At 44.4% G+C, this 25,623-nt stretch carries 23 protein-coding genes and 2 tRNA genes; 5 read left to right on the top strand and 20 right to left on the bottom strand.

What is annotated here, in order from left to right; genetic code table 11:
- The first annotated feature begins 70 nt into the window (after positions 1-70).
- The 3 genes from AB4329_RS17975 to AB4329_RS17965 all read left to right on the top strand — a co-directional run bounded on the left by AB4329_RS17975 (position 71) and on the right by AB4329_RS17965 (position 3,060).
- On the top strand, positions 71-544 hold the full coding sequence (locus tag AB4329_RS17975) for a GreA/GreB family elongation factor (protein ID WP_017059917.1): 474 nt from the start codon (positions 71-73) through the stop codon (positions 542-544).
- 88 nt (positions 545-632) lie between these two features.
- Positions 633-1,409 carry a YggN family protein gene (locus tag AB4329_RS17970; protein WP_137001977.1) on the top strand — a complete coding sequence of 259 codons (777 nt, stop codon included), beginning with the start codon at positions 633-635 and terminating at the stop codon, positions 1,407-1,409.
- Positions 1,410-1,698: 289 nt separating this feature from the next.
- Positions 1,699-3,060 carry a sodium-dependent transporter gene (locus tag AB4329_RS17965; protein WP_372138953.1) on the top strand — a complete coding sequence of 454 codons (1,362 nt, stop codon included), beginning with the start codon at positions 1,699-1,701 and terminating at the stop codon, positions 3,058-3,060.
- A gap of 204 nt (positions 3,061-3,264) precedes the next feature.
- On the opposite strand, the gene lipA is transcribed toward AB4329_RS17965, so the two are convergent.
- The 12 genes from lipA to leuS all read right to left on the bottom strand — a co-directional run bounded on the left by lipA (position 3,265) and on the right by leuS (position 16,029).
- Positions 3,265-4,230 (bottom strand): lipoyl synthase, encoded by a 966-nt coding sequence (gene lipA, locus AB4329_RS17960; RefSeq protein ID WP_017064177.1) that lies wholly within the window; start codon positions 4,228-4,230, stop codon positions 3,265-3,267.
- 4 nt (positions 4,231-4,234) lie between these two features.
- On the bottom strand, positions 4,235-4,894 hold the full coding sequence (gene lipB, locus AB4329_RS17955) for a lipoyl(octanoyl) transferase LipB (protein WP_004737632.1): 660 nt from the start codon (positions 4,892-4,894) through the stop codon (positions 4,235-4,237).
- Positions 4,895-5,089: 195 nt separating this feature from the next.
- Entirely contained in the window at positions 5,090-5,368 is a 279-nt protein-coding gene (ybeD, locus tag AB4329_RS17950) for a DUF493 family protein YbeD (protein ID WP_026084358.1), read from the bottom strand.
- Positions 5,369-5,600: 232 nt separating this feature from the next.
- The gene (locus AB4329_RS17945; RefSeq protein WP_017068508.1) at positions 5,601-6,782 is read right to left on the bottom strand and encodes a serine hydrolase; all 1,182 of its coding nucleotides are present in this window, start codon (positions 6,780-6,782) and stop codon (positions 5,601-5,603) included.
- Positions 6,783-6,875: 93 nt separating this feature from the next.
- The gene (locus tag AB4329_RS17940; protein ID WP_136974115.1) at positions 6,876-7,715 is read right to left on the bottom strand and encodes a septal ring lytic transglycosylase RlpA family protein; all 840 of its coding nucleotides are present in this window, start codon (positions 7,713-7,715) and stop codon (positions 6,876-6,878) included.
- A 3-nt stretch (positions 7,716-7,718) separates the two neighbouring features.
- Positions 7,719-8,840, bottom strand: coding sequence for a rod shape-determining protein RodA (gene rodA / locus AB4329_RS17935; RefSeq protein ID WP_017062334.1), 1,122 nt, complete (start codon positions 8,838-8,840; stop codon positions 7,719-7,721).
- Positions 8,840-10,732 carry a penicillin-binding protein 2 gene (gene mrdA, locus AB4329_RS17930; protein ID WP_372138951.1) on the bottom strand — a complete coding sequence of 631 codons (1,893 nt, stop codon included), beginning with the start codon at positions 10,730-10,732 and terminating at the stop codon, positions 8,840-8,842. The genes rodA and mrdA overlap by 1 nt, the downstream gene beginning before the upstream one ends.
- Before the next feature lie 6 nt (positions 10,733-10,738).
- Positions 10,739-11,209: a 23S rRNA (pseudouridine(1915)-N(3))-methyltransferase RlmH gene (gene rlmH, locus AB4329_RS17925; protein WP_017068506.1), complete on the bottom strand. Its 471-nt coding sequence runs from the start codon at positions 11,207-11,209 to the stop codon at positions 10,739-10,741.
- A 3-nt stretch (positions 11,210-11,212) separates the two neighbouring features.
- The gene (gene rsfS / locus AB4329_RS17920; protein ID WP_004735247.1) at positions 11,213-11,530 is read right to left on the bottom strand and encodes a ribosome silencing factor; all 318 of its coding nucleotides are present in this window, start codon (positions 11,528-11,530) and stop codon (positions 11,213-11,215) included.
- 66 nt (positions 11,531-11,596) lie between these two features.
- Positions 11,597-12,622: a DNA polymerase III subunit delta gene (gene holA, locus AB4329_RS17915; RefSeq protein WP_372138950.1), complete on the bottom strand. Its 1,026-nt coding sequence runs from the start codon at positions 12,620-12,622 to the stop codon at positions 11,597-11,599.
- 12 nt (positions 12,623-12,634) lie between these two features.
- Entirely contained in the window at positions 12,635-13,273 is a 639-nt protein-coding gene (gene lptE, locus AB4329_RS17910) for an LPS assembly lipoprotein LptE (RefSeq protein WP_372128354.1), read from the bottom strand.
- A 179-nt stretch (positions 13,274-13,452) separates the two neighbouring features.
- Complete coding sequence (gene leuS / locus AB4329_RS17905; protein WP_048614215.1) at positions 13,453-16,029, bottom strand: leucine--tRNA ligase; 2,577 nt, start codon at positions 16,027-16,029, stop codon at positions 13,453-13,455.
- Between the two features lie 263 nt (positions 16,030-16,292).
- Here leuS and AB4329_RS17900 point away from each other — a divergent pair, with 263 nt between their 5' ends.
- Positions 16,293-16,763 (top strand): zinc ribbon-containing protein, encoded by a 471-nt coding sequence (locus tag AB4329_RS17900; protein ID WP_372138949.1) that lies wholly within the window; start codon positions 16,293-16,295, stop codon positions 16,761-16,763.
- 90 nt (positions 16,764-16,853) lie between these two features.
- On the opposite strand, the gene lnt is transcribed toward AB4329_RS17900, so the two are convergent.
- The 5 genes from lnt to miaB form a co-directional block, all read right to left on the bottom strand.
- Positions 16,854-18,371 (bottom strand): apolipoprotein N-acyltransferase, encoded by a 1,518-nt coding sequence (gene lnt / locus AB4329_RS17895; RefSeq protein ID WP_065584440.1) that lies wholly within the window; start codon positions 18,369-18,371, stop codon positions 16,854-16,856.
- Between the two features lie 32 nt (positions 18,372-18,403).
- Positions 18,404-19,294 carry a CNNM family magnesium/cobalt transport protein CorC gene (gene corC / locus AB4329_RS17890; protein ID WP_012603382.1) on the bottom strand — a complete coding sequence of 297 codons (891 nt, stop codon included), beginning with the start codon at positions 19,292-19,294 and terminating at the stop codon, positions 18,404-18,406.
- 120 nt (positions 19,295-19,414) lie between these two features.
- Positions 19,415-19,876 (bottom strand): rRNA maturation RNase YbeY, encoded by a 462-nt coding sequence (gene ybeY, locus AB4329_RS17885; protein WP_012603383.1) that lies wholly within the window; start codon positions 19,874-19,876, stop codon positions 19,415-19,417.
- Positions 19,877-20,998 (bottom strand): PhoH family protein, encoded by a 1,122-nt coding sequence (locus AB4329_RS17880; RefSeq protein ID WP_017062327.1) that lies wholly within the window; start codon positions 20,996-20,998, stop codon positions 19,877-19,879.
- A 163-nt stretch (positions 20,999-21,161) separates the two neighbouring features.
- Positions 21,162-22,586: a tRNA (N6-isopentenyl adenosine(37)-C2)-methylthiotransferase MiaB gene (gene miaB, locus AB4329_RS17875; RefSeq protein WP_065584439.1), complete on the bottom strand. Its 1,425-nt coding sequence runs from the start codon at positions 22,584-22,586 to the stop codon at positions 21,162-21,164.
- Between the two features lie 308 nt (positions 22,587-22,894).
- On the opposite strand from miaB, the gene AB4329_RS17870 reads away from it, so the two are divergent.
- Complete coding sequence (locus AB4329_RS17870) at positions 22,895-24,070, top strand: 2-octaprenyl-3-methyl-6-methoxy-1,4-benzoquinol hydroxylase (protein WP_017064167.1); 1,176 nt, start codon at positions 22,895-22,897, stop codon at positions 24,068-24,070.
- Between the two features lie 68 nt (positions 24,071-24,138).
- Here the strand turns inward: AB4329_RS17870 and AB4329_RS17865 are convergent, their stop codons facing one another.
- The 3 genes from AB4329_RS17865 to AB4329_RS17855 form a co-directional block, all read right to left on the bottom strand.
- The gene (locus AB4329_RS17865; protein ID WP_017071286.1) at positions 24,139-25,185 is read right to left on the bottom strand and encodes a lactonase family protein; all 1,047 of its coding nucleotides are present in this window, start codon (positions 25,183-25,185) and stop codon (positions 24,139-24,141) included.
- A gap of 158 nt (positions 25,186-25,343) precedes the next feature.
- Positions 25,344-25,428: transfer RNA gene (locus AB4329_RS17860), tRNA-Leu, on the bottom strand.
- Positions 25,429-25,483: 55 nt separating this feature from the next.
- Positions 25,484-25,560: transfer RNA gene (locus AB4329_RS17855), tRNA-Met, on the bottom strand.
- Positions 25,561-25,623: the final 63 nt, after the last annotated feature.

Here is a 25,623-nt window from a genome sequence, read left to right as displayed (position 1 = left end):
AATCAAATGTCTTGCACCTGATTGTACCTAATTCTATTCTGTAGCTCCTATAGAAAAGCACCCCAATAGTATGAATAAGTCTGAGCTTCGCCAAATAATCATAGAGCAACTTGAATCCCGATTACGTATCGCACAATCTGCTACTCAACGCGCTATTGATGCTGCGACAGATGAAGAGACAGTGCCTGAACATAAGTACGATACATTGGCATTAGAAGCTTCGTATCTCGCCCATGGTCAAGCGGTGAGGGTACAAGAGTGTGAAGACGATATTCAGTGTTATCGTAACTTAGTGTTGCGTGATAGTGAGAAGGTTACGGTGAGCAGTTACGTTGTGGTCATTGACGAGCATGATCAATATAAACACTTTTTTATGGGGCCGAGAGTCGGCGGACTTTCTGTCACGTGGAATGAGAATGAGATTGCCATCGTGACGGCAAATGCACCTTTTGGCCAGGCTCTAATGGGTAAAGAAGTTGGTGATGAGATTGAGTTTAAGGTCGCAGATAAACAGTTTTGCTACGAAGTTATCTCTATCGACTAACTAACTGACTAATAGATATAAAACGTTTCTCTGACAAAGGAGCATATACCAAGGGTATAGTAATCTGTCAGATTGATGAGAGGATGTTATGAAAAACAATGTATTTATGAAAAACAGTGTATTAATTGCATCACTAACAGCGGTTATCGCTGTTGTGAGCTTGCCAACGTTTGCTGCTCAGTGTCGAGTTGATTTGAAGAATGAACTACGAATTGATGACCAAAAAGTCGAAATCCATCAAGTGAATGGTGATACGGCCGTTTTTGATGATAACAACGACCTCTATATTCATGGTGAGAAGGTTGAGCTTGATGCCGACCAACAAGCGGCGATTGAGAAATATCGCGAAAACATGAGTGAGTACTTACCTCGAGCGAAACAAATGGCCAACGATAGCTTAGCGTTAGCCAATGACGTGATTGATGATATCGCGGCTAGCCTGGATTCACCTGAGTCATTTGATAATGTAAAAGAATCAATGAAAACCTACTTTGCAGAACTGGAAGCGCGTTATTACAAAGATGGCGAATTAGTGTTGCCTGCAGAAAGCTTTGATTCGATGGCCAATGGTTGGTCTGAAGATTTCGAGAAGGCGAAAGAAATCTTTAACCAAGAATTTATCTCTAGCGCTTTTAATGCGATGTCAGAAAAAATGAAACAAGACGGTGGCCTAAACCTGACTGAACTGGCTGACAGTATGGCTGAATTAAAGCTGAAAGTTGAAGAGCGAATGAAAGAACACTCTCAACAAGTACAGGAGGAAGCGAATGAGTTCTGTGATTCACTTGATGAGATGGCAGAACAAGAGCAAGAACTGCATGAAATCATTCCGAACTTAAAAGATTACCAAGTCTTCACAATTTAATTCGAGTCTAGTGATGAATAGTAAGAGCACCGGTCGGTGCTCTTTTTGTTTGTATAAATGGAACCACACGGCGAGTATTTATCTCAATTCAATCCATTTCCTTCTTAAGCCTACTGCTTCGCTTTGTTGCTTATAATTGAACGATAAGACTGGTTTTTTGTTAATTTTGTTGTTCTAAATAGCGCATTGATTGTAAAAATCAGAGAATTGTTCATTTATTGGTTGTGCCTATCATTGCTTTTTATTACTGTACTTCTCAACTAGTTCACTGATTTTTAATGCGGGCGATATGGACCAACAATCTTCCTCTTCAAGAGAGTACTTTAGCTCTCGTTTAGGTTTTATTTTAGCAGCGGCTGGTGCAGCGGTTGGCTTGGGTAATATTTGGGGTTTCCCGACTCAAGTTGCTAGCAACGGTGGTGGCGCTTTCCTTTTAGTCTATTTGATCATGATCTTCGTGGTTGCTTTCCCTATGTTGGTGGTTGAGATGGCTATAGGCCGTCACGGCCAAGCAAACCCAGTTGATAGCATGCGATCTTTGACGACAAACCCTTTGGGTAAGAAAGTCGGTGAGTTTGTCGGTTGGGTTGGACTGAGTGTACCAAGCGCAGTGTTGGCGTTTTACAGTATTGTTGGTGGCTGGTTGATCTGTTTCCTAATTGGTGCGGTCGCGGATCTTATCGGCCTAGAAGCGATTGCTGATTGGTTTAAGGGCTTCAGTGTTGAGCGCAACGTATTTGGTACCGTCGTGTTCTATGTACTGACTATCTTGATTGTGCAGGGCGGTGTTAAGCAAGGCATCGAGAAATGGTCGACTCGTTTGATGCCTGCGCTGTTTGTTTTATTTGGCTTATTGTTTGTTTACATCATGACGCAATCTGGCGCGATGGAAGGCCTAAAACATTACCTTATTCCAGACTTTGAGAAAGTGTGGGATAGAAAGCTGATTCTAGCAGCGATGGGACAAGGCTTCTTCTCGCTCACCATTGGTGGCTGTTCAATGTTGGTTTATGGCTCTTACTTAAGCAAGAAAGAGAACCTACCAAAAATGGCGATGAACGTAACTCTGGTGGATACTGCTGTCGCTTTTATTGCTGGATTAGTGGTGATGCCAGCAATGTTTGTTGCGATGCAAAAAGGCGTTCAAATCTACGCTGAAGACGGCTCACTATTAAGCTCTGACACTCTAGTATTCACGGTTTTGCCGTTGATGTTTGATAGTTTAGGTGTGCTTGGACAGATCTTTGCGATTGTGTTCTTTTTACTACTAACGATTGCTGCACTGACTTCTTCGATTTCGATGCTTGAAGGCCCGGTTGCGCTAGTGAGTGAGCGTTTCAATACTAGACGAACGCCAACAAGCTGGGTGATTGGTGGTGCTATCGCGCTGTTTAGTGTGGTGATTGTTTACAACTTTGCTGCGATGTTTGGCATGGTAGCGATGATTGCAACTCAGTATCTTCAACCAGTCGCTGCACTGATGTTCTGTGTGTTTGGTGGTTGGGTATGGAGCCGAGCTTCAAAAGTGAAAGAGCTTGAACAAGGCAGTCCTGATTTTCAACTTGGTTGGTTTGGTAAGGTTTGGCCAATGTATGTGAAGTTTGTGTGCCCAATTTTGGTAGCAACGGTTATCTGGGCATCTTTCGGTTAATGCAGAACCCTATCTGGGCTTTTTGAAATTACCTCCTCTGAACTTGAAATATTAAGCACAAAGCCACTCATAAAGAGTGGCTTTGTTGTTTTTATATAAAGCTTAGTGGCACGAAATATAAAGCTATAGCGGCACGAACAAGATAGAAAAAAGGCGCTGAACATAATATTCAGCGCCTTTGCATTGTTCGTTAAGCAATCGTGATTACTTAATTTCCATACCTTGAGCTTGCAAGTCCGCATGGTAAGAAGAACGTACAAACGGGCCACACGCTGCGTGAGTAAAGCCTAGCTCTAGAGCAATCTCTTTCAGCTCATCGAACTCAGAAGGCGGCACGTAGCGTTCTACTGGTAAGTGGTGACGGCTTGGTGCTAGGTATTGACCTAGTGTCAGCATAGTCACACCATGTTCGCGAAGGTCTTTCAGTACTTGAACGATCTCTTCTTTTGTCTCGCCAAGACCCATCATCACACCTGATTTTGTTGGGATATCAGGGTGCTGCTCTTTGAATTTCTTCAGTAGATCAAGAGACCACTTGTAGTTCGCACCTGGACGCGCTTTACGGTATAGACGTGGCGCTGTCTCTAGGTTGTGGTTGAAAACATCTGGCGGGTTGTCTTTCATTAGGTCAAGCGCAACGTCCATACGACCGCGGAAGTCTGGAACCAGTGTTTCGATACGAATATTTGGGTTGAGTTCGCGAATCTCACGGTTACAGTCAGCAAAGTGCTGAGCACCGCCGTCACGCAAGTCATCACGGTCAACTGAAGTGATTACAACGTACTTCAGTTTCATGTCTTGAATTGTTTTAGCCAGTTTCTTCGGCTCTTCAGCTTCAGGAGCAACAGGACGACCATGGGCAACATCACAGAACGGGCAGCGACGAGTACAGATAGCGCCAAGAATCATAAACGTTGCCGTACCGTGGTTGAAACACTCGGCTAGGTTAGGGCAAGACGCTTCTTCACAAACTGAGTGCAGGTTGTTTTTACGCATTGCTGATTTGATTTCTTGAATACGATGGCTGTCTGAAGGAAGTTTAATCTTCATCCATTCAGGCTTACGTAGAACTTCTTTCTGTTCAGCAGGCATATTCTTTACGGGAATTAATGCCATTTTGTCAGCGTCACGATATTTAACGCCTTTTTCCATTTGGATTGGTTTGCTCATGATTTTATGCTTCTGCTGTAATGTTACTGGTGGCTTGAATGTCTACTTGGTCATAGCCGAGTAGCTCTACGAGCTCTTGTATTAACTGTTGCTCAACGTTTTCTAGTTCACTTGGTCCGCCGAGTTGGCTTACCTGCGCCATTTCCATACCTTGGTAACCACATGGGTTAATACGTAGGAATGGAGACAGGTCCATATCGACGTTGAGTGCTAACCCGTGGAACGAGCAGCCACGTCGAATACGTAATCCAAGTGAACAGATTTTCTTGCCATCGACATAAACACCAGGAGCGTCAGGTCGGGCAGCTGAATCTATATTGTAAGCTTTCAGAGTATTGATTACGAGGTTCTCGATATGAGTAACCAAATCACGTACTCCGAATTTCTTGCGGCGGATGTTAATCAGAAAGTAAGCCACTAATTGGCCTGGGCCGTGATAAGTCACTTGGCCACCGCGATCGCTTTGTATTACAGGGATATCACCAGCATTTAATACATGCTCAGCTTTGCCTGCTTGTCCTTGAGTGAAGACAGGGTTGTGTTCAACCAACCAAACTTGGTCTACGTCTTCTTCCGTGCGTTCGTCTGTGAACTTATGCATGGCTTTCCATACAGGTTCGTAATCCTGACGGCCTAATTTTTTTACGATTAGCTTATTTTGCAAAGCTGCACTCCCTCAAGGATTAATAAAGTGAACGCATTATAAACGCGAAACATGATTCTAACTACAGACGGACTGCAAGGTTTTTCAACTTTCTTTGTATTTATTGAAAATTAAGTTGAATGAATTTGAGCTAGATAGGGTGCTTTAAACAAAAACAGCGGCAATAAGCCGCTGTTTCTCATGTGTAATCGGAGATTACAGAACCATACGAACGATTTCGATCTCGCCCAGTTCTTTATAAAGAGTTTCTACTTGTTCAATTGAAGTCGCAGTAATATTGATAGAAACAGAGTGGTAGTTACCTTTCGCACTCGGTTTTAGCGTTGGGCTGTAGTCACCAGGAGCATGACGCTGGATCACTTCTAGTACTAGCTCAGTCAGTTCTGGCTTAGCGTGGCCCATTACTTTGTAAGTGAATGAACAAGGGAACTCTAAGAGGTCTTTTAGTTTTGCATCAGAATTGATGTTCATGATTAGCTCCAAAAGGCTAGACTCTCGCAAATTGGCGAAATGTCGATAAAAAGCGTGTTCGGTCAACAGACACGAGTAATAAGGCGGAATATTACGTGTAAATATCACCGAACTCAAGATCAACAAAAGCCGCACATGGCGGCTTTTGGTTCGCTAATGAGTAAATCATGAACTTACTCATTAGGTTAGCTATACAACAAGCTTGGGTTTTACCTAGAACAAACCTTTTGCTTGTTTAGAATAAACCCTTGAACAGAAGAACTAGGTAGTCCCATAGACGGCTGAATAGGCTGCCTTGGTCTACATCCTCAAGTGCTAGTAGTGGGTATTCAGCAACGTCTTCACCGTCTACTTGGTAGAATAGTTTACCAACTACATCGCCTTTGCTGATTGGCGCTTCTAGCTCTTTCTCAAGAACGAAGCTTGCCTTCAGGTTCTTAGCTTGACCACGAGGTAGCGTTACGAAAGTATCTTCGTCGACACCCAGTGCAACTGTGTCCTTGCTACCCATCCAGATCTTCTCTTCTACGAAGGTTTCACCGGCTGTGTGTGGTGCCACTGTTTCAAAGAAGCGGAAGCCGTAGCTAAGCAGTTTTTTGCTTTCTGTTTTACGAGCATTCGCATTCTTGGTGCCCATAACTACAGCCACTAGGCGCATTTTGCCTTCTGTCGCTGAGCTTACTAGGCTGTAACCTGCATTGCTTGTGTGGCCCGTTTTGATGCCATCAACGTTCATGCTCTTATCCCATAACAGACCGTTACGGTTGTATTGGGTGATGCCGTTGTATGTGAATTTCTTCTCTGAGTAGATACGGTACTCGTCTGGTACGTCGCGAATCAGCGCCTGACCAAGTAGCGCCATATCGTAAGGCGTTGAGTATAGGTTCGGGTTGTCTAGACCGTGCACGTTAGCAAAGTGCGTGTCTTTCATGCCGATAGAGCTTGCCCAAGCGTTCATTAGGTCAACGAATGCATCTTCAGAGCCAGCGATGTGTTCAGCCATAGCAACACATGCGTCGTTACCTGATTGAATGATGATACCGCGGTTTAATTCTTCAACTTTAACCGTAGTGCCCACTTCAACGAACATCTTAGATGAATCTGGGAAGTTTTTAGCCCAAGCATTTTCACTGATTACAACATCGTCGTTTAGGTTGATGTTGCCACGGTCGAGCTCTTGGCCGATCACGTAGCTCGTCATCATCTTGGTTAAACTTGCTGGAGAAAGCTGAGTATTCATCTCTTTCTCTGCTAGTACTTTGCCTGAATGGTAATCCATCAGAACAAAACCTTTAGCGGCGATTTGAGGTGCATCAGGAACAACAATAGGAGCGGCGAATGACGATGTAGCTATCGTTGCAGAAAGAGCAACAGAAGTAGCAAAAATCGATTTAACAAGTTTATTAGATTTAATCATTTTGAATGCAATTATTTGGTGAACTATTCATATATTAACAGAATCACTCTGTCACACCAGAGCGCTGATTACCAGAAGTAACTGTTAGATTAATTAGCGAGTTAGGGTGTGTTTTTTTATATAAGCTGACGGGTAACCCATTAGCTTAACTTGTTCTAATTTCTCTTGAGTCAGAGCATAGTCATGAAATGGCCCAATCATCAGACGGTAGTTGTCATCATTTGGCTGCAAGAACGTTGCTACTTCTAGCTTTTCGGCTAGATCTTTCGCTAACTTCTCTGTTCTATCTTCATGTGGAGATGTTGCGACTTGAATAATAAATTGCGGTAAAGCAGCCTTTTTATTTGCGTCGGTTGGCATAGCCACAGTAATGACTTCAATCTCAACATTTGCCGTGCCGGTTCTCAACACATCGAGCTTGTAAGCTGCCGCATAACTAAGGTCAATGATTCGGCCTTCATGGAATGGGCCGCGGTCATTGATACGAACAATCGTCGTTTTGTTATTGTCGGTATTCGTCACTTTTACATAGCTTGGAATTGGCAATGTTTTGTGCGCCGCAGACATCGAATACATGTCATAGATCTCGCCGTTAGACGTTAAGTGACCATGAAATTTCTTACCGTACCAAGAGGCTTTGCCTTTCTCAGTAAACCCTTCGGTCTTCTTTACGATCTTGTAGTCTTCGCCACGTAAAGTGTAATCCGTGTTACCACCTAAACTATAAGGTTCATACTGAGGGTGAGCATCCTCGAGATGCTCTACTGAGATAGGTGCGTCTGGTGCAATATCTGAATCAATATCGTAGCGCCCTGTTGGCTGCTTTGAAGAACAACCATTGATTAAAATCGCTAGCCCTAAGATAGAGGCTATTTTTTTGATTGGCAGCTCATCAACCAAGGATGCTTTTTTTGGAAACGTTGTAATAGACATCGATTAGGTCGCCTTTGAGAATGCTTTTCTGTGTGTATGGATCGACATTAAAATACCAAAACCAGCCATAAGGGTAACCATTGAAGTACCACCATAACTGACTAAAGGAAGAGGAACACCAACCACAGGTAGAATGCCACTTACCATGCCAATGTTTACAAAAATATAAACGAAGAAGCTCAGTACAATACTGCCGCCCATCATTCGACCGAATGCGGTTTGAGCTTGGCTCGCAAGCACTAAGCCACGTCCAATAATAAACAGGTAGATAGCAAGCAAGAACAAGATACCAATCATGCCCCACTCTTCGGCGATGACCGCAAAAATGAAGTCGGTGTGGCGCTCTGGAATGAATTCTAATTGAGATTGAGTGCCTTGCAGCCAACCTTTTCCTGATATACCACCCGAACCTATCGCAATCTTACTTTGAATGATGTGGTAACCCGCACCTAATGGATCTGATTCAGGATCAAAAAGGGTTCTAACACGCACTTTTTGATATTCACGCATCAAGAAGAACCATAGGATTGGGATAAATGCCCCTAATGCGATTGCGGCGCTAGCAATGATTTTCCAACTGATACCAGCCAGGAATATCACGAAGATACCAGATGCGGCGATAAGGATAGATGTACCTAGGTCAGGCTGCTTTGCGATTAGAATCGTCGGTACAAACACCATCACTAGCGAGATCGCTAATGTTTGGAATGTTGGTGGAAGTGAGCGCTTACCGATAAATCGTGCCAGCATCAAAGGCACCGCGAGCTTTAATAGCTCTGACGGTTGGAATCGAACAAAGCCGAAGTTTAACCAACGCTGGGCGCCTTTAGAGGCTTCACCAAAGAACAACACGCCCAATAGCAAGATGACACCACCTACAAATAGCAGTGGTGCCAAGGTTTCATAAGTACGAGGTGAGATTTGCGCTAGGAAGATCATCACACCTAAAGACAGAGCCATGCGCATCGCCTGGCGGTCCATCATCGCAAGGCTTTGTCCGCTTGCGCTGTACATGATCAGCAGGGCAAAGCCCATTAAAACCAGAATGCCAAGCAAAAGCGGCAGGTCGATATGCAGCCTTTCGAATAGGGCTCTATTTCGTCCAGTTGAAGGATCAAGTTTCATTATTTAATTGGCTCACTTTGATAATCTTCTGCAAGGATAATATGGTCTAAAATCCTTCTTACTACTGGGCCGCCGTTAGAAGAACCGCCACCTGCGTTCTCTAGAACGATAGTCACGACGGCTTCAGGATCTTCAAAAGGCGCGTAACCCGTAAAGAGGGCGTGATCGCGTAAGTGCTCTGCGATTTCATCCGCGTTGTACTCTTCATCTTCTTTTAAGCCGAATACCTGTGCGGTACCCGATTTACCAGCGGTTTGGTAAGACATTTTCTGGAATGAACGTCTTGCCGTACCTTTCTTACCGTGGTTAGCCAGCCTCATACCTTCCTGAGCGATATCCCAATACTTCTTCTTAACCCCGGTTAGCGGTGGGTAAGTTTCAATGTCCGACATGATTTGTTCATCGAATGGACGACCGTTATCAATGGTTGAACGAAGTAGGTGAGGTGCGGTTACTTCACCTTCATTGACCAAAACTGATGTGGCTTTTGCAATCTGCATGGGTGTTGCAGTCCAGTAGCCTTGGCCAATACCAACTGGGATGGTGTCACCTTGGTACCAAGGCACACGGTGTCTTGCCATCTTCCAATCACGAGTTGGCATATTGGCTTTGCTTTCTTCATAAATATCGATGCCAGTATAATCACCAAAGCCGAACATCATCATCCATTTGGATATGCGATCAATGCCGAGATCATAAGCAATTTGGTAAAAGAAAGTATCCACTGACTCTTCAATCGCTTTCTCTATATCAACGACCCCGTGTCCCCAACGCAACCAGTCACGGAATGGTCTCGTTTTTGAGTTTGGTATCTTCCAATAGCCTGGGTCATTGCGCGTAGTGTTTGGTGTAATAACACCTTCTTGCAGAGCAGCAACAGCAATGAAGGGTTTGATCGTCGATGCTGGTGGGTAAATCCCTAGCGTGGCACGGTTAACCAAAGGGCGGTTTTTGTCTTGAAGTAGCGCGTTATAGCCTTTAGACGAGATACCATGCACGAATGCGTTTGGGTCGTAGCTTGGGCTCGATACCATGGCTAACACGCCATTGTCTTTCGGATCGAGAACGATAGCTGAACCACGGCGGCCATCAAGTAACTTATGTACGTATAGCTGTAGCTTGATATCTAAGTTAAGTACGATATCTTTGCCTGGAACCGAAGGGACAAATTTGAGGGTACGAATCACTCGTCCACGACTGTTAACTTCGACTTCTTGGTAGCCAGCTGTACCGTGCAACATATCTTCGTAATAACGCTCAATACCCAACTTACCGATATCACGTGTAGCTTGGTAATTGGCGTCTTTTTCTTCTCGCATCAAGCGCTGCATATCACGGTCATTGATGCGCGATACATAGCCTATTACGTGAGTGAGCACATCACCGTAAGGGTAGAAACGCTTCAAAGTTCCCGTAACTTCAACACCTGGGAATTTGTGTTGGTTTACAGAGAAGACGGCAACTTGTTCTTCAGACAGTTGATTAAGAATAGGTACTGATTTAAAGCGTCGTGAATTATGACGATCACGATTAAAGCGCTCGATACGCTCTGGCGGGATCTCAATTAATGCTTGCAGACGAGCAAGCGTGTCATCCATATCTTTAATTTTTTCGGGTATGATTTCTAGATTGAAAACAGGACGGTTTTCGGCAAGAAGTATACCGTTGCGATCGTAAATCAAACCACGGTTAGGGGCGATCGGAACGACCTTGATACGGTTGTCGTTAGAACGAGTTTTATAGTCTTGGTATTGATTGACCTGAATGTTGTACAGGTTAACAACCAACATCGACATCATGACTATGATCCCCGCAAACGCAACAAAAGCACGGCTAGTAAATAGTCGTGCTTCTGCTTTGTAATCGCGGATTTGGCTACGTTTACGTAACATTAACGCTTATTCTCGATGATAAGGGTGGTTAGCAGTGATGCTCCAAGCTCGATACAAGCTTTCAGCCATGATAACGCGTACTAATGGGTGAGGGAGAGTAAGCGCAGACAGAGACCAACTTTGGTCTGCGGCCGCTTTACATGCAGGTGCTAGTCCTTCAGGCCCGCCAATAAGGATAGAAACGTCGCGTCCATCCAATTTCCAACTTTCCAATTGCTCAGCAAGTTGAGGTGTATCCCACTTTCTACCTGGGATATCGAGCGTGACAATACGGTTGCCTTTTGGAACTGCAGCCAGCATCGCTTCACCTTCTTTTTGAAGAATGCGTGCAATATCTGCATTTTTACCGCGCTTTCCTGCAGTAATTTCAATGAGCTCTAATGGCATATCGTGAGGGAAGCGGCGTTTGTATTCTTGAAACCCTTCTTCAACCCACTTTGGCATTTTTGTGCCAACTGCGATTAACTGGATCTTCAAAGCTTAGCCCCAAAGTTTTTCTAGTTGGTACAGCTCACGATGCTCTTCTTGCATAACGTGAAGCATGCTTGTGCCCATATCTAGAACAACCCATTCACCTTCTTGCTGACCGTCCATACCTAGAGGTTGCATACCCGCTTTACGCACTTCATCAGCAACATGCTGTGCAATAGAGGCAACATGGCGTTTAGAGGTGCCAGTACAAACAATCATGTAATCAGTAACGCTTGATTTGCCTTCTACATCGATAGTTACAATCGATTCTGCTTTCATGTCGTCGGCTTTGTCTGCAAGAAAATCTTTTAGTTCTTCACGTAACACTGGGTGTTCCTTTAATCTGAATTTAGCTTTGTTTAGGGCTTGTTGACCCTAGAATATAACACGCTTTTATGCGTGAAATGGTATTGAAGCTGAAGGGATACAAAACTCTACGCTTAACTGATGAATTAGTGGCCAAGGCGACTGCTCATATTGAGTTTTTGTCATCAATTCAGCTTGAGTGAGCAACGCGAACAAAGAGTGTAATTGAGAAATCGAAACTCTTGTTAGCGCGGCGTTATAAAGAGGCTTTTTAGATTGCCAGATACGGTGTTTTTCGAAGACCTGACCAATCGGCATCTGTTTCATTTGTTGCTGCATTTGTAATAGCAGAGCAAGCTCTCGTTGTATGCTACGTAATAAAATGACGGGTTCGACACCTTCAGCTTCTAGCTGACGCAGGATTCGTTGTGCTCGGTTACCTTTGCCTGCCAATAACGCATCACTCCAATGGAATGGAGTAAAATGGTTGTGTCGACTCAGCGATTCTTCTAAGCGTACTAACGTGAGTTTTCCATCTGGGTATTGGAGAGCCAGTTTTTCTAGGCTTTGGGTGAGAGCAAATAGATTACCCTCATGCCATTGCGCCAGCATTTGAATCGCTTCAGGGTCTGGCGTTAAACCGATTTGACGGCAACGCGCTTGGACAAACTGAGGTAACCGACTGACATCTGGCGTTAGGCAACTGACCCAGTGACCCTGATTCGAAAGAGCCTTAAACCACTTAGCGCTTTCTTGAGCTTTGGTGAGCTTAGTGCCCACCAAGATTAACAAGATATCACTGTGGATATGCTCGGAGATTGCGAGTAGCTCTTTCGCTATTGCGGCATTGACGCCTGACTCTGGCAGTTCAAGCTCGATGACCTGACGGCTAGAGAATAGGCTCAGTGCTTGAGTGCAGTCGTAGACTTGATTCCAGTCGAGACTGCTATCAATCGCAAAGCGGTGACGTTCTTCAAAGCCTTGCTGTTTTGCAGCCTTTTGAATCGCTTCTCGGCTCTCTTGCAACAGTAGCGGTTCGTTACCAAAAATTAGGTAAACATTACTCAACTGTTTAATAAGTTGCTCTGATAAGCGGTCAGTAAAAATACGCATCAAATAAACCTATTACTCAGCCGAATCGCTAAGTGTTGGTTGTTCTTCTGAAGCTGGTACGATCTCAACATTCTTGATGTTGTATTGCTTTTCAAGCTCTTTTACTTGAACGTGTTCTAGTGCTTCAAGGTCCATACTGTCTGCAGCGATGTTGGCTTTTAGGCGCGCCATTTGGCGAAGGATTTGGCTAGTTGCTAGCTTGCGCATTTCATCTTCGATCATGTCGCGTTCAACCGACTTTGCGAGGGCTGTTAGCGGGTTATCTAGGTAACTACGGGTAACACTGGTTGAGAACGTTTTTGAGCCAAGATCTGGGATCGTTACTCGGTATGAAGCGTTAAATGTTAGCTCAATTTCGGCGGCACGAGTATTTTGGTATAGCGATAAAGTACGCTCACCAACACTCTCGCTAATGATGTGCAGGTTAGGGGTATTTTCAGCTGGTGGCACAATTTCTACATCATTCATGCGCAGTTGGCCTTTCATCATACGTGTAAACGTACTGTATTGGTCGTAACTGGTTACGGAGATCTTGTTGAGTTCTTCGGGTACGGAGTAATCACCACGCAGGTGGAAACCACAGGCACTTAATAGGCTGACGGTTAAAACAACAACAGTAACTTTCAATGAAGATAGTGAAATCAGGCGCATTATTTGATGGCTCTCATGAAGGTAGAATACTTATTTAAAGGCTTTAGTTCGTTTGAGTGGTTAGGCTCAAGTCTAAAGCGCTTAAATAAGTAGACAGGGCAATTAGCTACCCTGTCTACAGACTGCTTTTGATGAATTAAGTTCGTTAATTCTTTAGCAATTGCATTGTGCTAACGAAATTAGTTAGCAACGATGTTTAGAAGCTTACCTGGTACGAAGATAACTTTACGGATAGTTAAGCCATCTAGGAACTTCTTAGCGTTCTCATCGTTTAGACCAAGCTCACGAACTTGCTCTTCTGTTGCATCAGCAGCAACGGTTAGTTTCGCACGTAGCTTACCGTTGATCATAACAACGATAGTTTTCTCGTCTTCAACTAGCGCTTTCTCATCGAAAGTTGGCCATGTTGCTGAGTCTACGTTTGATTCACCAAGTGCAATCCACATTTCGTAAGAGATGTGTGGCGTCATTGGGTAAAGCATGCGTACTACCGCTTTTAGCGCTTCGTCAAGGATTGCACGGTCTTGTGCAGACTCTTGAGGTGCTTTCGCCAGCTTGTTCATCAGTTCCATGATTGCAGCGATTGCCGTGTTGAACGTTTGGCGACGGCCAATATCGTCCGTTACTTTCGCGATAGTTTTATGGATATCACGACGAAGTGCTTTTTGGTCGCCAGATAGCGCAGAAGCATCAACAGATTCAGCAGCACCCTTAGAAGAGTGAGCGTGAACCAATTTCCAAACACGTTTAAGGAAGCGGTTAGCCCCTTCAACGCCAGACTCTTGCCACTCAAGCGTCATGTCTGCAGGTGATGCAAACATCATGAATAGACGTACTGTATCAGCGCCGTACTTGTCTACCATCTCTTGTGGGTCGATACCGTTGTTCTTAGACTTAGACATTTTGATCATGCCTGAGTGTTCAACTTCACGACCTTGATCGTCGACTGCTTTTTCGATGCGACCTTTACCGTCACGTTCAACCGTTACGTCAGTCGGTGCAATCCACTCTTTGGTGCCTTTTTCGTTTTCGTGATAGAACGCGTCAGCCAGAACCATGCCTTGACATAGTAGTTGCTTGAACGGTTCATCAGACGTCACGTAGCCAGCATCACGTAGAAGCTTATGGAAGAAACGAGAGTAAAGCAGGTGCATACAAGCGTGCTCGATACCACCAACGTATTGGTCAACTGGTAGCCAGTAGTTTGCTTTCTCTGGATCTAGAATGTCGTCTGCTTGCGGTGAACAGTAACGTGCGTAGTACCAAGAAGACTCCATAAACGTATCGAACGTGTCAGTCTCACGTAGAGCGGGTTCGCCGTTGAATGTTGTTTCAGCCCAAGACTTGTCAGCCTTGATTGGGCTCGTTACGCCATCCATTACTACATCTTCAGGAAGAATGACTGGCAGTTGGTCTGCTGGTACTGGGTGAACTTCACCGTCTTCAGTGGTTACCATTGGGATTGGAGCGCCCCAGTAACGTTGACGAGATACACCCCAGTCACGTAGACGGAAGTTTACTGTCTTCTTACCTTTGCCTTCAGCTTCAAGCTTCGCAGCAATTGCATCGAATGCTTCTTGGAACGCAAGACCATCGAATTCACCAGAATCAAACAGTACACCTTTTTCAGTGTAAGCCGCTTCAGACACGTCTAGTTCAGAACCATCTTCAGGTTTGATTACTGGGATGATATCGATGCCGTACTTAGTTGCGAACTCGTAGTCACGTTGATCGTGAGCAGGAACCGCCATTACCGCACCTGTGCCGTAATCCATAAGTACGAAGTTTGCTACGTATACAGGAACAACACGACCGTTAAGAGGGTGGATAGCCGTTAGGCCAGTATCCATACCTTTCTTTTCCATCGTTGCGAGTTCAGCTTCAGCAACTTTAGTGTTACGACACTCTTCAACGAATGCAGCAAGCTCTGGGTTGTTCTTCGATGCTTTCTCTGCAAGAGGGTGACCTGCAGCGATACCAACGTAAGAAACACCCATTAGTGTATCTGGACGTGTTGTGTACACTTCTAATGGTGCTTCTTCGCCGTTAACAGCGAAAGATAGCTCAACACCTTCAGAGCGGCCGATCCAGTTGCGCTGCATGGTCTTAACCATTTCAGGCCAACCTTCAAGGTTGTCTAGATCGTCTAGTAGCTCTTGAGCGTACTCAGTGATTTTAATAAACCACTGTGGAATTTTCTTTTGCTCTACTGGAGTGTCACAACGCCAGCAACAACCGTCTTCTACTTGCTCATTTGCCAGTACTGTTTGGTCGTTTGGACACCAGTTCACTGAAGATGTCTTCTTGTAAACCAGGCCTTTTTCGTAAAGCTTAGTGAAGAACTCTTGTTCCCAACGGTAGTACTCTGGAGTACACGTTGCGAATTCACGGTTCCAGTCGTAACCAAAGCCTAGAAGCTTAAGCTGGTTCTTCATGTACTCAATGTTTTCGTAAGTCCATGGTGCAGGTGCTGTATTGTTTTTAACAGCGGCGTTTTCTGCAGGTAGGCCGAATGCATCCCAACCAATTGGCTGCATTACGTTTTTGCCTTGTAGACGTTGGAAACGAGATACCACATCACCGATGGTGTAGTTACGCACGTGACCCATGTGCAGTCGGCCACTTGGGTAAGGGAACATAGAAAGACAGTAGAATTTTTCTTTGTTTGGGTCTTCACTTACAACGAAAGTCTCGCTGTTATCCCAGTGTTGTTGAACCTTTTGTTCAATCTCTTGCGGGTTATATTGTTCTTGCATCGATGGTATCCGGTTATCTTGGAATTTGTGAGTTCGGTTAGAACAGAATCTTACAGATCGTCATAGAATACCTAAAGGAGCTGAGTACAACAATAGTTATACCCTTCATACTTGCAGTTGCCGCTTAGTAGATTGTGTAATTTTCACTGAATTTCGCAGGGCAACTATACTTAAGAGTATGAATTGCATTTGTTTGTAAGCGGGAGTGCATTGCAGCGCATCCGTTTGCTCACTAAAAGGTTGGTTATCTTAAGGAGGTTGTTATGCCGAAGAAAAAAGCGCTCTATGAAGAAGTCGTCGAAGAGGTGATTGAAACGCTGAAGCATAGCCCTGAAGAGCTCAACAACAAAATCGAAACGTCGGGCAAGTTTGCGAAAGCAGCTAATGATATGACTAAAGATGAGCTTTCATTGATCTCTGCCTACGTGAAGTCGGACTTAAAAGAGTTTTCCGAAAGCTATGAAGAGAGTAAAAGCGGTCCATTCTATTTGATGATTGCGGACTCTATTTGGCAAGGGCTGTTGGATATTACTGATCGTACTAAGGTGGAATGGGTTGAACTGTTCCAAGACTTAGAACACCAAGGCTTGTATCAATCGGGTGAAGTCATTGGCTTGGGAACCTTAGTATGTGACGAGTGTGGTCACCAAACCGAATATAACCACCCAACCAATATCATTCCATGCATTAAATGTGGTTCTAAAGGGTTTAGTCGTAAAGCCCTTAAACCGTAAGCTTCTGAACAATAGCGTATCAACGCAAAACCACAGCAATGAAAAAGGGTTGACCCGATCAGTCAACCCTCAAATCACTTTTCGTCGAATCTAGCTTTTTGGCTTTCTAATTACCCAACCAATCACCAAGCTGAGCATCGCCCAGATATACAGTGGCCAAGTACCTACTGTGTGATAAGGCGTTTGACCATCCGTTGAAATGAGTTCAGCTTTTAACACTGCCGTTTCAAACTGAGGCACTTGCTTGATTATATTGCCTTTGTAATCAGTAACTGCCGTCACACCGTTGTTGGTCGAGCGAATAACCGGCTTACCAAGCTCCAGAGCACGCATCTGTGCAATTTCCATATGTTGCAGAGGGCCAATCGAACGACCAAACCACGCATCGTTAGAGAGCGTTAAAATAAAGTCAGTCTCGTCGGTTACGTTCTGTCTAACTTGATCATTAAAGATGATCTCATAACACAGTGCCGGCGCTAAGTGACGACCATTTGCCACTATGTTTGGTTGAACAAAGTCGCCACGGCTAAATGATGACATTGGCAAGTTAAAGAAAGGTGCTAATGGACGCAAGATATCTTCAAACGGCACAAACTCACCAAATGGTAACAGGTGGTGTTTATGGTAGCGTTCGTCTGGATCGTAGCTGTACTCACCGTATGGATTCACACCGAGAGAAAGAACACTGTTGTAGTATTTCTTATCTTCAGACTGATTCAGCACACCGGTAATGATCGAACTGTTGTTCATCTTCGCTGCGCTATCCAAGTTACGTAGGAAAGATGGGATCTCAACTTCGAATGCTGGAATAGCCGCTTCAGGCCAGATGATGATATCCGCTCCCCAGTTTTCTCTGCTTAGGTCGGTGTACTTCATCATGGTTGGCCAGCGATGACTCGGTAGCCATTTACTGTCTTGATCGACGTTGCCTTGTATCAAGACGACTGACGTGGTTTTTTCAGGGTTCGGCGTGACCCAGTCGATGTTGCGAATACCAAAGCCTGCGCTAAATACGACAGCGGGAATGATAGCGATGCTCCAAGCCCGGTTAACAATCGCATAAGTGAATGCAGAGGCTGAAACAATGATCGCTAAAGTTACTAGCTCTACGCCGCCAATCGGTGCAAATGAACCCAATGGCGAATCGATTTGGCTGTAGCCTAACCAAAGCCAAGGGAAGCCCGTCATTACCCAGCCACGCAGCCAATCACAGACTAGCCAGAATGCAGGAGCTGCAAGGAAAAAGCGGCTTAGGTTATTGGCAGGGAAGAATTTATTCAAACCCCAGGTAAATAGCCCTGAATAAACGGCTAGGTAGCCAACAAGCAATGCCATCAAAAATAGGTTGGCTGCCAGTGGCATGCCGCCAAAACCATCAATGCTGACGTATACCCAGCTGATACCTGTGGTGAATTGACCTAAACCCCATGCGTAGCCAATCCAAAGCGCACTTTTAGGAGAGCGGTTGTGGATCAGTAACAGCAACAAAGCTGGGCTGAGAATAGCAAGAGGCCATATAGAGTATGGAGCGAATGAAAGGGTGGTTATAGCGCCAACAAAAACGGCCGCAAGCGGCCGTAATAGGCGATGAATAAAGGTATTAGTCATCTAATTTCTGTCATCTCTTTAGAGAGAAGTTGTTATTCTTCGATAGTCGGAAGAGGCTGTTCGTCAGGAATGGTTACCTGTAGCTGAATCACACGACGGTTATCTGCTGATGTTATTTTGAAATGGTAGTTTTCGATTTCTACAATTTCGCCACGAACCGGCAGGTGGCCGAGTGCTGTCATAACCATGCCGCCTACCGTATCCACTTCGTCGTCACTAAAGGCAGTGTTAAACGTATCGTTGAACTCTTCAATAGTGGTTAAAGCTTTTACAGAGAAGGTATGCTTACTCAGCTTACGAATATCTAGCTCTTCTTCATCGTCGAACTCGTCTTCAATTTCACCAACGATTTCTTCGAGGATATCTTCAATGGTTACCAGGCCAGAAACTCCACCAAACTCATCGACAACGATAGACATGTGGTAACGCTCTTCTTGGAACTCCTTAAGCAGGCGATCAACTCGCTTACTTTCAGGAACAACCACGACAGGGCGAATCACTTGTTCGATATCAAATGGAGCACTTTCTGAACCCAAATACTTAAGTAGGTCCTTCGCTAATAGAATGCCTTCAACATGGTCTTTATCTTCACTGATCACTGGGTAGCGAGAGTGTTGAGCATCAGTAATGAGCGCAATCAATGTATCTAGATCATCTGTGCGTTCAACTGTAACCATTTGAGAGCGAGGCAGCATGATATCGCGTACTCGCATCTCTGAAATTTCCATAACACCCTCGAGCATGTCGCGTGTGTCGTGGTCAATTAGGTCATTAATTTCTGAGTCGCGGATTACATCTACGAGCTCTTGGCGATCTTTTACTTCACCTTGAAATAGTTGGCCTAGGCGTTCAAAGAAGGACTTTCTACTCGGACCTTCAGATTTTTTACTTCCCTCAGAAGTGGGGGGGTTACCTTCGTTCATGATTTCTCAAAAAATAACGCTATCAGAAGTGTGATAGCACACGTTACAACTCAGATTCCTGTGAAAATCACAGGTTCGATGAGTTATTGTTTCTCTGCAACCTACTTTACTAGAATCAATTTACTTTTCTAGAATGTAAGGGTCTTCAAACCCCATAGATTGCATGATTTCTGTCTCGAGTGACTCCATCTCTTCAGCTTCATCATCTTCGATATGATCATAACCTAGCAGATGCAGACTGCCATGTACAACCATATGAGCCCAGTGTGCTAGCAGAGGCTTACTTTGCTCTTCTGCTTCTTTTTCGACAACTTGGCGGCAGATAATGAGGTCGCCCAGTAGATCTAACTCGATCCCTGGAGGAGCTTCGAATGGAAAAGACAACACGTTAGTTGGCTTATCTTTGCCACGATATTCATGATTGAGCTGGTGGCTTTCTTGTGTATCAACGATACGAACCGTCAACTCAGCGTTCTCTTGAAACTGAGGAATTGTCTTGTCCAACCAAAGCTGAATATCTTGCTCAGTTGGAAGACCTTGCTCATTTTCGACCGCTAATTGCAGGTCTAGTTCAATAGACATCTATTTATCACCTTGTTCTGCAATTACAGAGCTATTTTGTGTTGCTAATTGTGTCGTAACTACCTGCTGAGCCTCAAGAAGTTTGGCTTCACGCTCTTCACGTTTACGCTTTTCAAACTCTTTGCGCTCTTTCTGGTCTTTTGCTTCCCACTTCTCGTATGCGTTGACGATACGAGCAACTACAGGGTGACGAACGACGTCTTCAGACATGAAGAAGTTAAAGCTAATGTCGTCGACTTCATTGAGCACTTCAGTCGCATGGCGTAAGCCTGATTTTGCACCACGAGGTAAATCGATTTGCGTAATATCACCTGTGATCACAGCGCGTGAGTTAAAACCGATACGGGTTAAGAACATCTTCATCTGTTCTACCGTGGTGTTTTGGCTCTCATCAAGAATGATAAACGCATCATTCAATGTACGACCACGCATGTAAGCCAGTGGCGCAACTTCAATTACGTTACGTTCAATCAGCTTCTCAACTCGCTCAAAGCCAAGCATCTCAAACAGCGCATCGTAAAGTGGACGTAAATATGGGTCTACTTTTTGGCTTAAATCACCCGGTAGGAAACCAAGCTTCTCACCGGCTTCAACAGCAGGGCGCGTCAATAGAATGCGACGAATCTCTTGGCGTTCAAGTGCATCAACTGCTGCAGCAACGGCTAAGTAGGTTTTACCTGTACCTGCTGGCCCAATACCAAAGGTGATGTCATGAGTCACCATGTTCATTAGGTACTGTGCTTGGTTTGGCGTTCGAGGTTTGATGACGCCTTTTTTAGTCTTAATGGTCACTTCTTTGCCGTAGTCAATTTCAGACTCGACGTGTTGCTCCAAAATGCCTGACTCGGTGATCGCCAGATGTATTTGCTCTGGTTCGATATCGATTATGTTGCCTTTAACTGGAGCCGTTTCAACATAGAGGTGTTTGATGATGTCTAAAGCTGCGGCTGTAGTGTGAGGCTTACCGACAATGGTGAAAAAGTTGCTACGGTAATTAATCTCAACGCCCAGACGACGCTCAAGATGCTTGATGTTGTCGTCAAATGGTCCGCATAAACTTGCCAAGCGCTTGTTGTCTGCTGGTTCTAGATTTATCTCTAAGGTAACGATTTTATTGCTCAAATTAGCCTCTCATTTTGTGCCACTCACTCTTAAATAAAACAAAGAGCAAAAAGCCCGATTTAGACCGGGCTTCTGATGGTGATATCCCTATTTCTAAGATGGTCACTTAGTTAGGTAATTTCAAGCTTTGTGTTTGCGCTTTGTGCTCAAACAGTTGTATTGCCTATGGCGTAAATGTCGCTACACCTAGCTCGTCTTCACGTTTTGTTTTTTCCATCATTTCTGCTGGAGTCATAACAACGCGTAGACCCATGTCTTTTTCTGTGCGAACTAGCTCACCACGTAGTGAGTTGGTGTAAACCTCAGTGATCTTCACATCTACGAATTGACCGATTAGGTCTGCAGAACCTTCGAAGTTCACAACACGGCTGTTTTCTGTACGGCCGCGAAGTTCCATTAGGTTCTTTCTTGATGGGCCTTCAACAAGGATACGTTGCTCTGTGCCTAACATTAGACGAGAGAAACGCATAGCTTGTGTGTTTACCGTTTGCTGCAGTTCGTACAGACGATCTTTCTTCTCTTGTGCTGGTACATCACATGGGTAATCTGCCGCTGGCGTACCTGGACGTGGAGAGAAAACAAAGCTGAAGCTCATATCGAAATCAACGTCTTTAATTAGCTTCATTGTATCTTGGAAGTCTTGCTTAGACTCACCAGGGAAACCAACAATAAAGTCAGAGCTGATTTGAATGTCAGGGCGAGCTTTACGCAGTTTACGGATAATAGATTTGTACTCGATAGCCGTATGTGGGCGCTTCATCATCGTAAGAATACGGTCACTACCACTTTGTACTGGTAGGTGAAGGAAGCTCACTAGCTCTGGTGTGTCTTTGTAAACTTCAATGATGTCGTCACCAAACTCAAGCGGGTGGCTTGTTGTGAAACGAATACGGTCGATACCGTCGATAGAAGCAACAAGACGAAGCAGTTCTGCGAATGAACAGATATCGCCTTCGTGTGTTGGACCGCGGTATGCGTTTACGTTTTGACCTAGCAGGTTAACTTCACGTACGCCTTGCTCTGCAAGTTGAGCAACTTCGAAAAGTACATCATCCATTGGACGGCTAACTTCTTCGCCACGTGTGTATGGTACAACGCAGTAAGTACAGTATTTAGAACAACCTTCCATGATAGAAACGAACGCCGTCGCGCCTTCAGCTTTTGGCTCTGGCAGGTTATCGAACTTTTCGATCTCTGGGAAAGAGATATCCATTACTGGCTTTTCGTTAGACAGTGATGATTTAATCATCTCTGGCAAACGGTGTAATGTTTGTGGGCCAAAGATAACGTCTACGTAAGGTGCACGTTGACGAATGTGATCACCTTCTTGAGTCGCTACACAGCCACCCACACCGATCACCACACCTTCTTTTTTATCTTTAAGCGTTTTCCAACGACCAAGCTGGTGGAATACTTTTTCTTGCGCTTTTTCGCGGATAGAACAAGTATTCAATAGTAGTACGTCTGCTTCCTCAGGTACTTCAGTTAGCTCATAGCCATTTGCAGCGTTAAGCAGGTCGGCCATTTTTGATGAATCATATTCATTCATCTGACAGCCCCAAGTTTTAATTAGCAGTTTCTTACTCATTATATGTTCGCTCGATCGTTAGTTTAATTTAAGGGAGCAAATCGCCCATTATTCATCCGCTAGCCCCGTTTGTCATAATTCGGTATTCAATTTTATGACAGGCTCTAGCGGCAAGCGGCGTATTGTACTGGTTTCAAAACCGACTGACTAGTAGTCTGAACAAATCTCTTATGTAGTGGTTTTTATTATCGTTAACGCCATATGCCATAAGGGATAACCCTTTTTTCGAATAAGGTTTTTGGTTACAAGTTAGTTATGAAAAAGTACAATCAAAAACAGTCAAAGAATCAAACTGATAAGTACGAAATATGAACAGTTACGATATTGTAGTAGTCGGTGGCGGCATGGTTGGCGCAGCAACAGCAATCGGTTTTGCAAAGCAAGGTCTGAGTGTTGCGGTGATCGAAGGTTTTGCCCCACAAGCTTTTGATGAATCGCAAGCGATGGACATTCGTGTGTCAGCGATTTCTCAAGCATCGGTCGATTTGCTTGAAGATCTTGGTGCATGGCAAAGTATTGCAGCAATGCGAGTGTGTTCTTATAAACGTTTAGAGACGTGGGAGCACCCAGAGTGTCGTACTCGATTTGATGCTGCCTCACTAGACCTTCCTCGTTTGGGCTATATCGTTGAGAACAGACTCATTCAATTAGGTTTATGGTCTCAATTTGATGCCTACGACAATCTCGAACTGTTATGCCCAGAAAAGCTCGATGTGATTGAGTTTGGTGAAATCAATATCGTAAAGCTTCAATCAGGGGCTGAGTTGTCTGCGAAGTGGGTGGTTGGTGCTGATGGTGCGAATTCAGCCGTTCGCCAACAAGCTGGAATTGGCATCACGGCTTGGGATTATCGACAACACTGTATGCTTATCAATGTAGAAACAGAACAACCTCAGCAAGATATTACTTGGCAGCAATTTCTACCAAGTGGCCCTCGTTCATTTTTGCCTTTGTGTTCTCTAACCTCTGACGGTCAAGAAGTCGGGCTGGGCTCGTTAGTTTGGTATGATTCTCCACTGCGTATTAAGCAACTGTCAGCAATGGCCCCTGAAAAACTACGTAACGAAGTACTTACTCACTTTCCTAAAGAGTTAGGTGATATCAAAGTCTTGAATTCGGGTTCTTTTCCTCTGACACGACGTCATGCTCAATCATACTCGAAGAATAACTGTATTTTGGTCGGAGACTCTGCGCATACCATCAACCCTTTGGCTGGGCAGGGTGTTAACTTAGGCTTCAAAGATGTATCAGTACTGCTGGATGTCACCAAAGAAAAGGGTGAATTGAACCAGTCTGTAGCAAGACGCTATGAAGTGATAAGAAGAGGCGACAATCTAATGATGCAAAGTGGCATGGATTTCTTCTACAAGACATTCAGCAACGACATTGGCCCACTTAAGTTTGTGCGTAATGCTGCACTCAAGCTAGCAGAGAATTCAGGCCCGATTAAAGCTCAAGTATTGAAATACGCTTTGGGTCTCTAATTGAGCGTTTAAGACTGCTTATGAAAAGAAGGAGAGCGAATGCTCTCCTTTTTTGTATCAGATGACTACTATCGCTGTTGCGTCACACAAACCGGTGCATCGATCTCTAAAGAGTACCCTGTATAAACCAAAGACCCATCTTCATTATCTCGCTTGAATGAGGTGATGTTGTTGGAGTGCTGGTTGGCGGCGATAAGCCATTTCCCATCGTTCGTTATATGGAAGTCTCTTGGGAATTTGCCTTCAGTGTCGTAGCTATCAATGAAAGTCAGCCTTTGAGTCTCAGAGTCGATTTTGAAGCTACTGATTCTTGATTGGTGTCGACATGACACATAAAGGAATTGCTCATCAGGCGATAGCTTAATCGCAGCTGCGGCTTCTCCCTTCTCCATATTAGGCAATGCATCAATCTCTTCCACTACATTCCAAATGCCTAAAACCTTTTCCAAAGTCAGCAACGTTTCAGAGAGTTCACAGACCACATAGGCTCTGTCTTCAGCTTTGTTAAAGATTAAATGGCGAGGTCCATTGCCGGCGGGCACCTTAATAGACTGCATTGGCTCATCAAGGAACTCTTCTTGCTCTTCATCAAAGCAATAGAAGTTGATGCGATCGGTGCCGAGATCGACAGTCACAAACTGTGGTGAGTTTTGTAAGAACAGGCATTGATGGGCGTGTGGGCTAGTTTGTCTCTCTTTGTTTGGCCCGGAACCAACCATCTGGATTGTTTTGAGTCGTTTATCGATGCTGCCGTTGATACTTAAGCTAAAAATATCGAATGTGCCTGATGAGTATTGCGACGTGATAGCAAACTTATTGTGTGGATCTATCGCGACGTGACAAGGGTGATCTCCCGAGATGAGGCTTGTATTGTGTGTTAGCTGTGAATCAACATTAGGTATATGAATGAGCTGGGGCTGTTTTTGCTGGTCCACTTCCGATGCAGTATAGATCCCAGTCTTTGTTACAGTAATAAAAGAGGGGTTAGTACATTTGATGATCAGCTCTAGAGGTAATAGTTTTCCTGTTTCTAGATCTAACTGAGTTTGATAAACACCTTGGCTTTTACTTGGTGTATCTGTGTAGCAACCGATCGTTAAGGGGAGGGGTTTCATAGGCTAGTCATACTCAATTAGAAAATGGAGCTGACATTGTCTTATAAAATCGTATTAAAAGTGAGGTTATAGAAGAGAATACTTGGTGACTTGGCTAGCAGATTTGCATATTCCAGATAAAACAAAACCCAGCTAAAAAGCTGGGTTCTATTTAATAATGGTGCGGTCGGAGAGACTTGAACTCTCACACCTCTCGGCGCCAGAACCTAAATCTGGTGCGTCTACCAATTCCGCCACGACCGCAGCAAATCTTTATAGTCATACTGAATATTGGTGATTCAATAAAACGTTGTATAAGTGGTGGCTACTGCGGGATTTGAACCTGCGACCCCATCATTATGAGTGATGTGCTCTAACCAACTGAGCTAAGTAGCCATAATAAATCTAATAGATTCACTATTTGTTCTCTAATGAAAGAGAAATAATGGTGCGGTCGGA

This window comes from Vibrio sp. 10N.261.54.A5, from assembly GCF_041471145.1.
GTDB lineage: Bacteria > Pseudomonadota > Gammaproteobacteria > Enterobacterales > Vibrionaceae > Vibrio > Vibrio crassostreae_C.
Note: the sequence above shows the minus strand (reverse complement) of the source record. Positions and strands in the feature narration are given on the sequence as shown.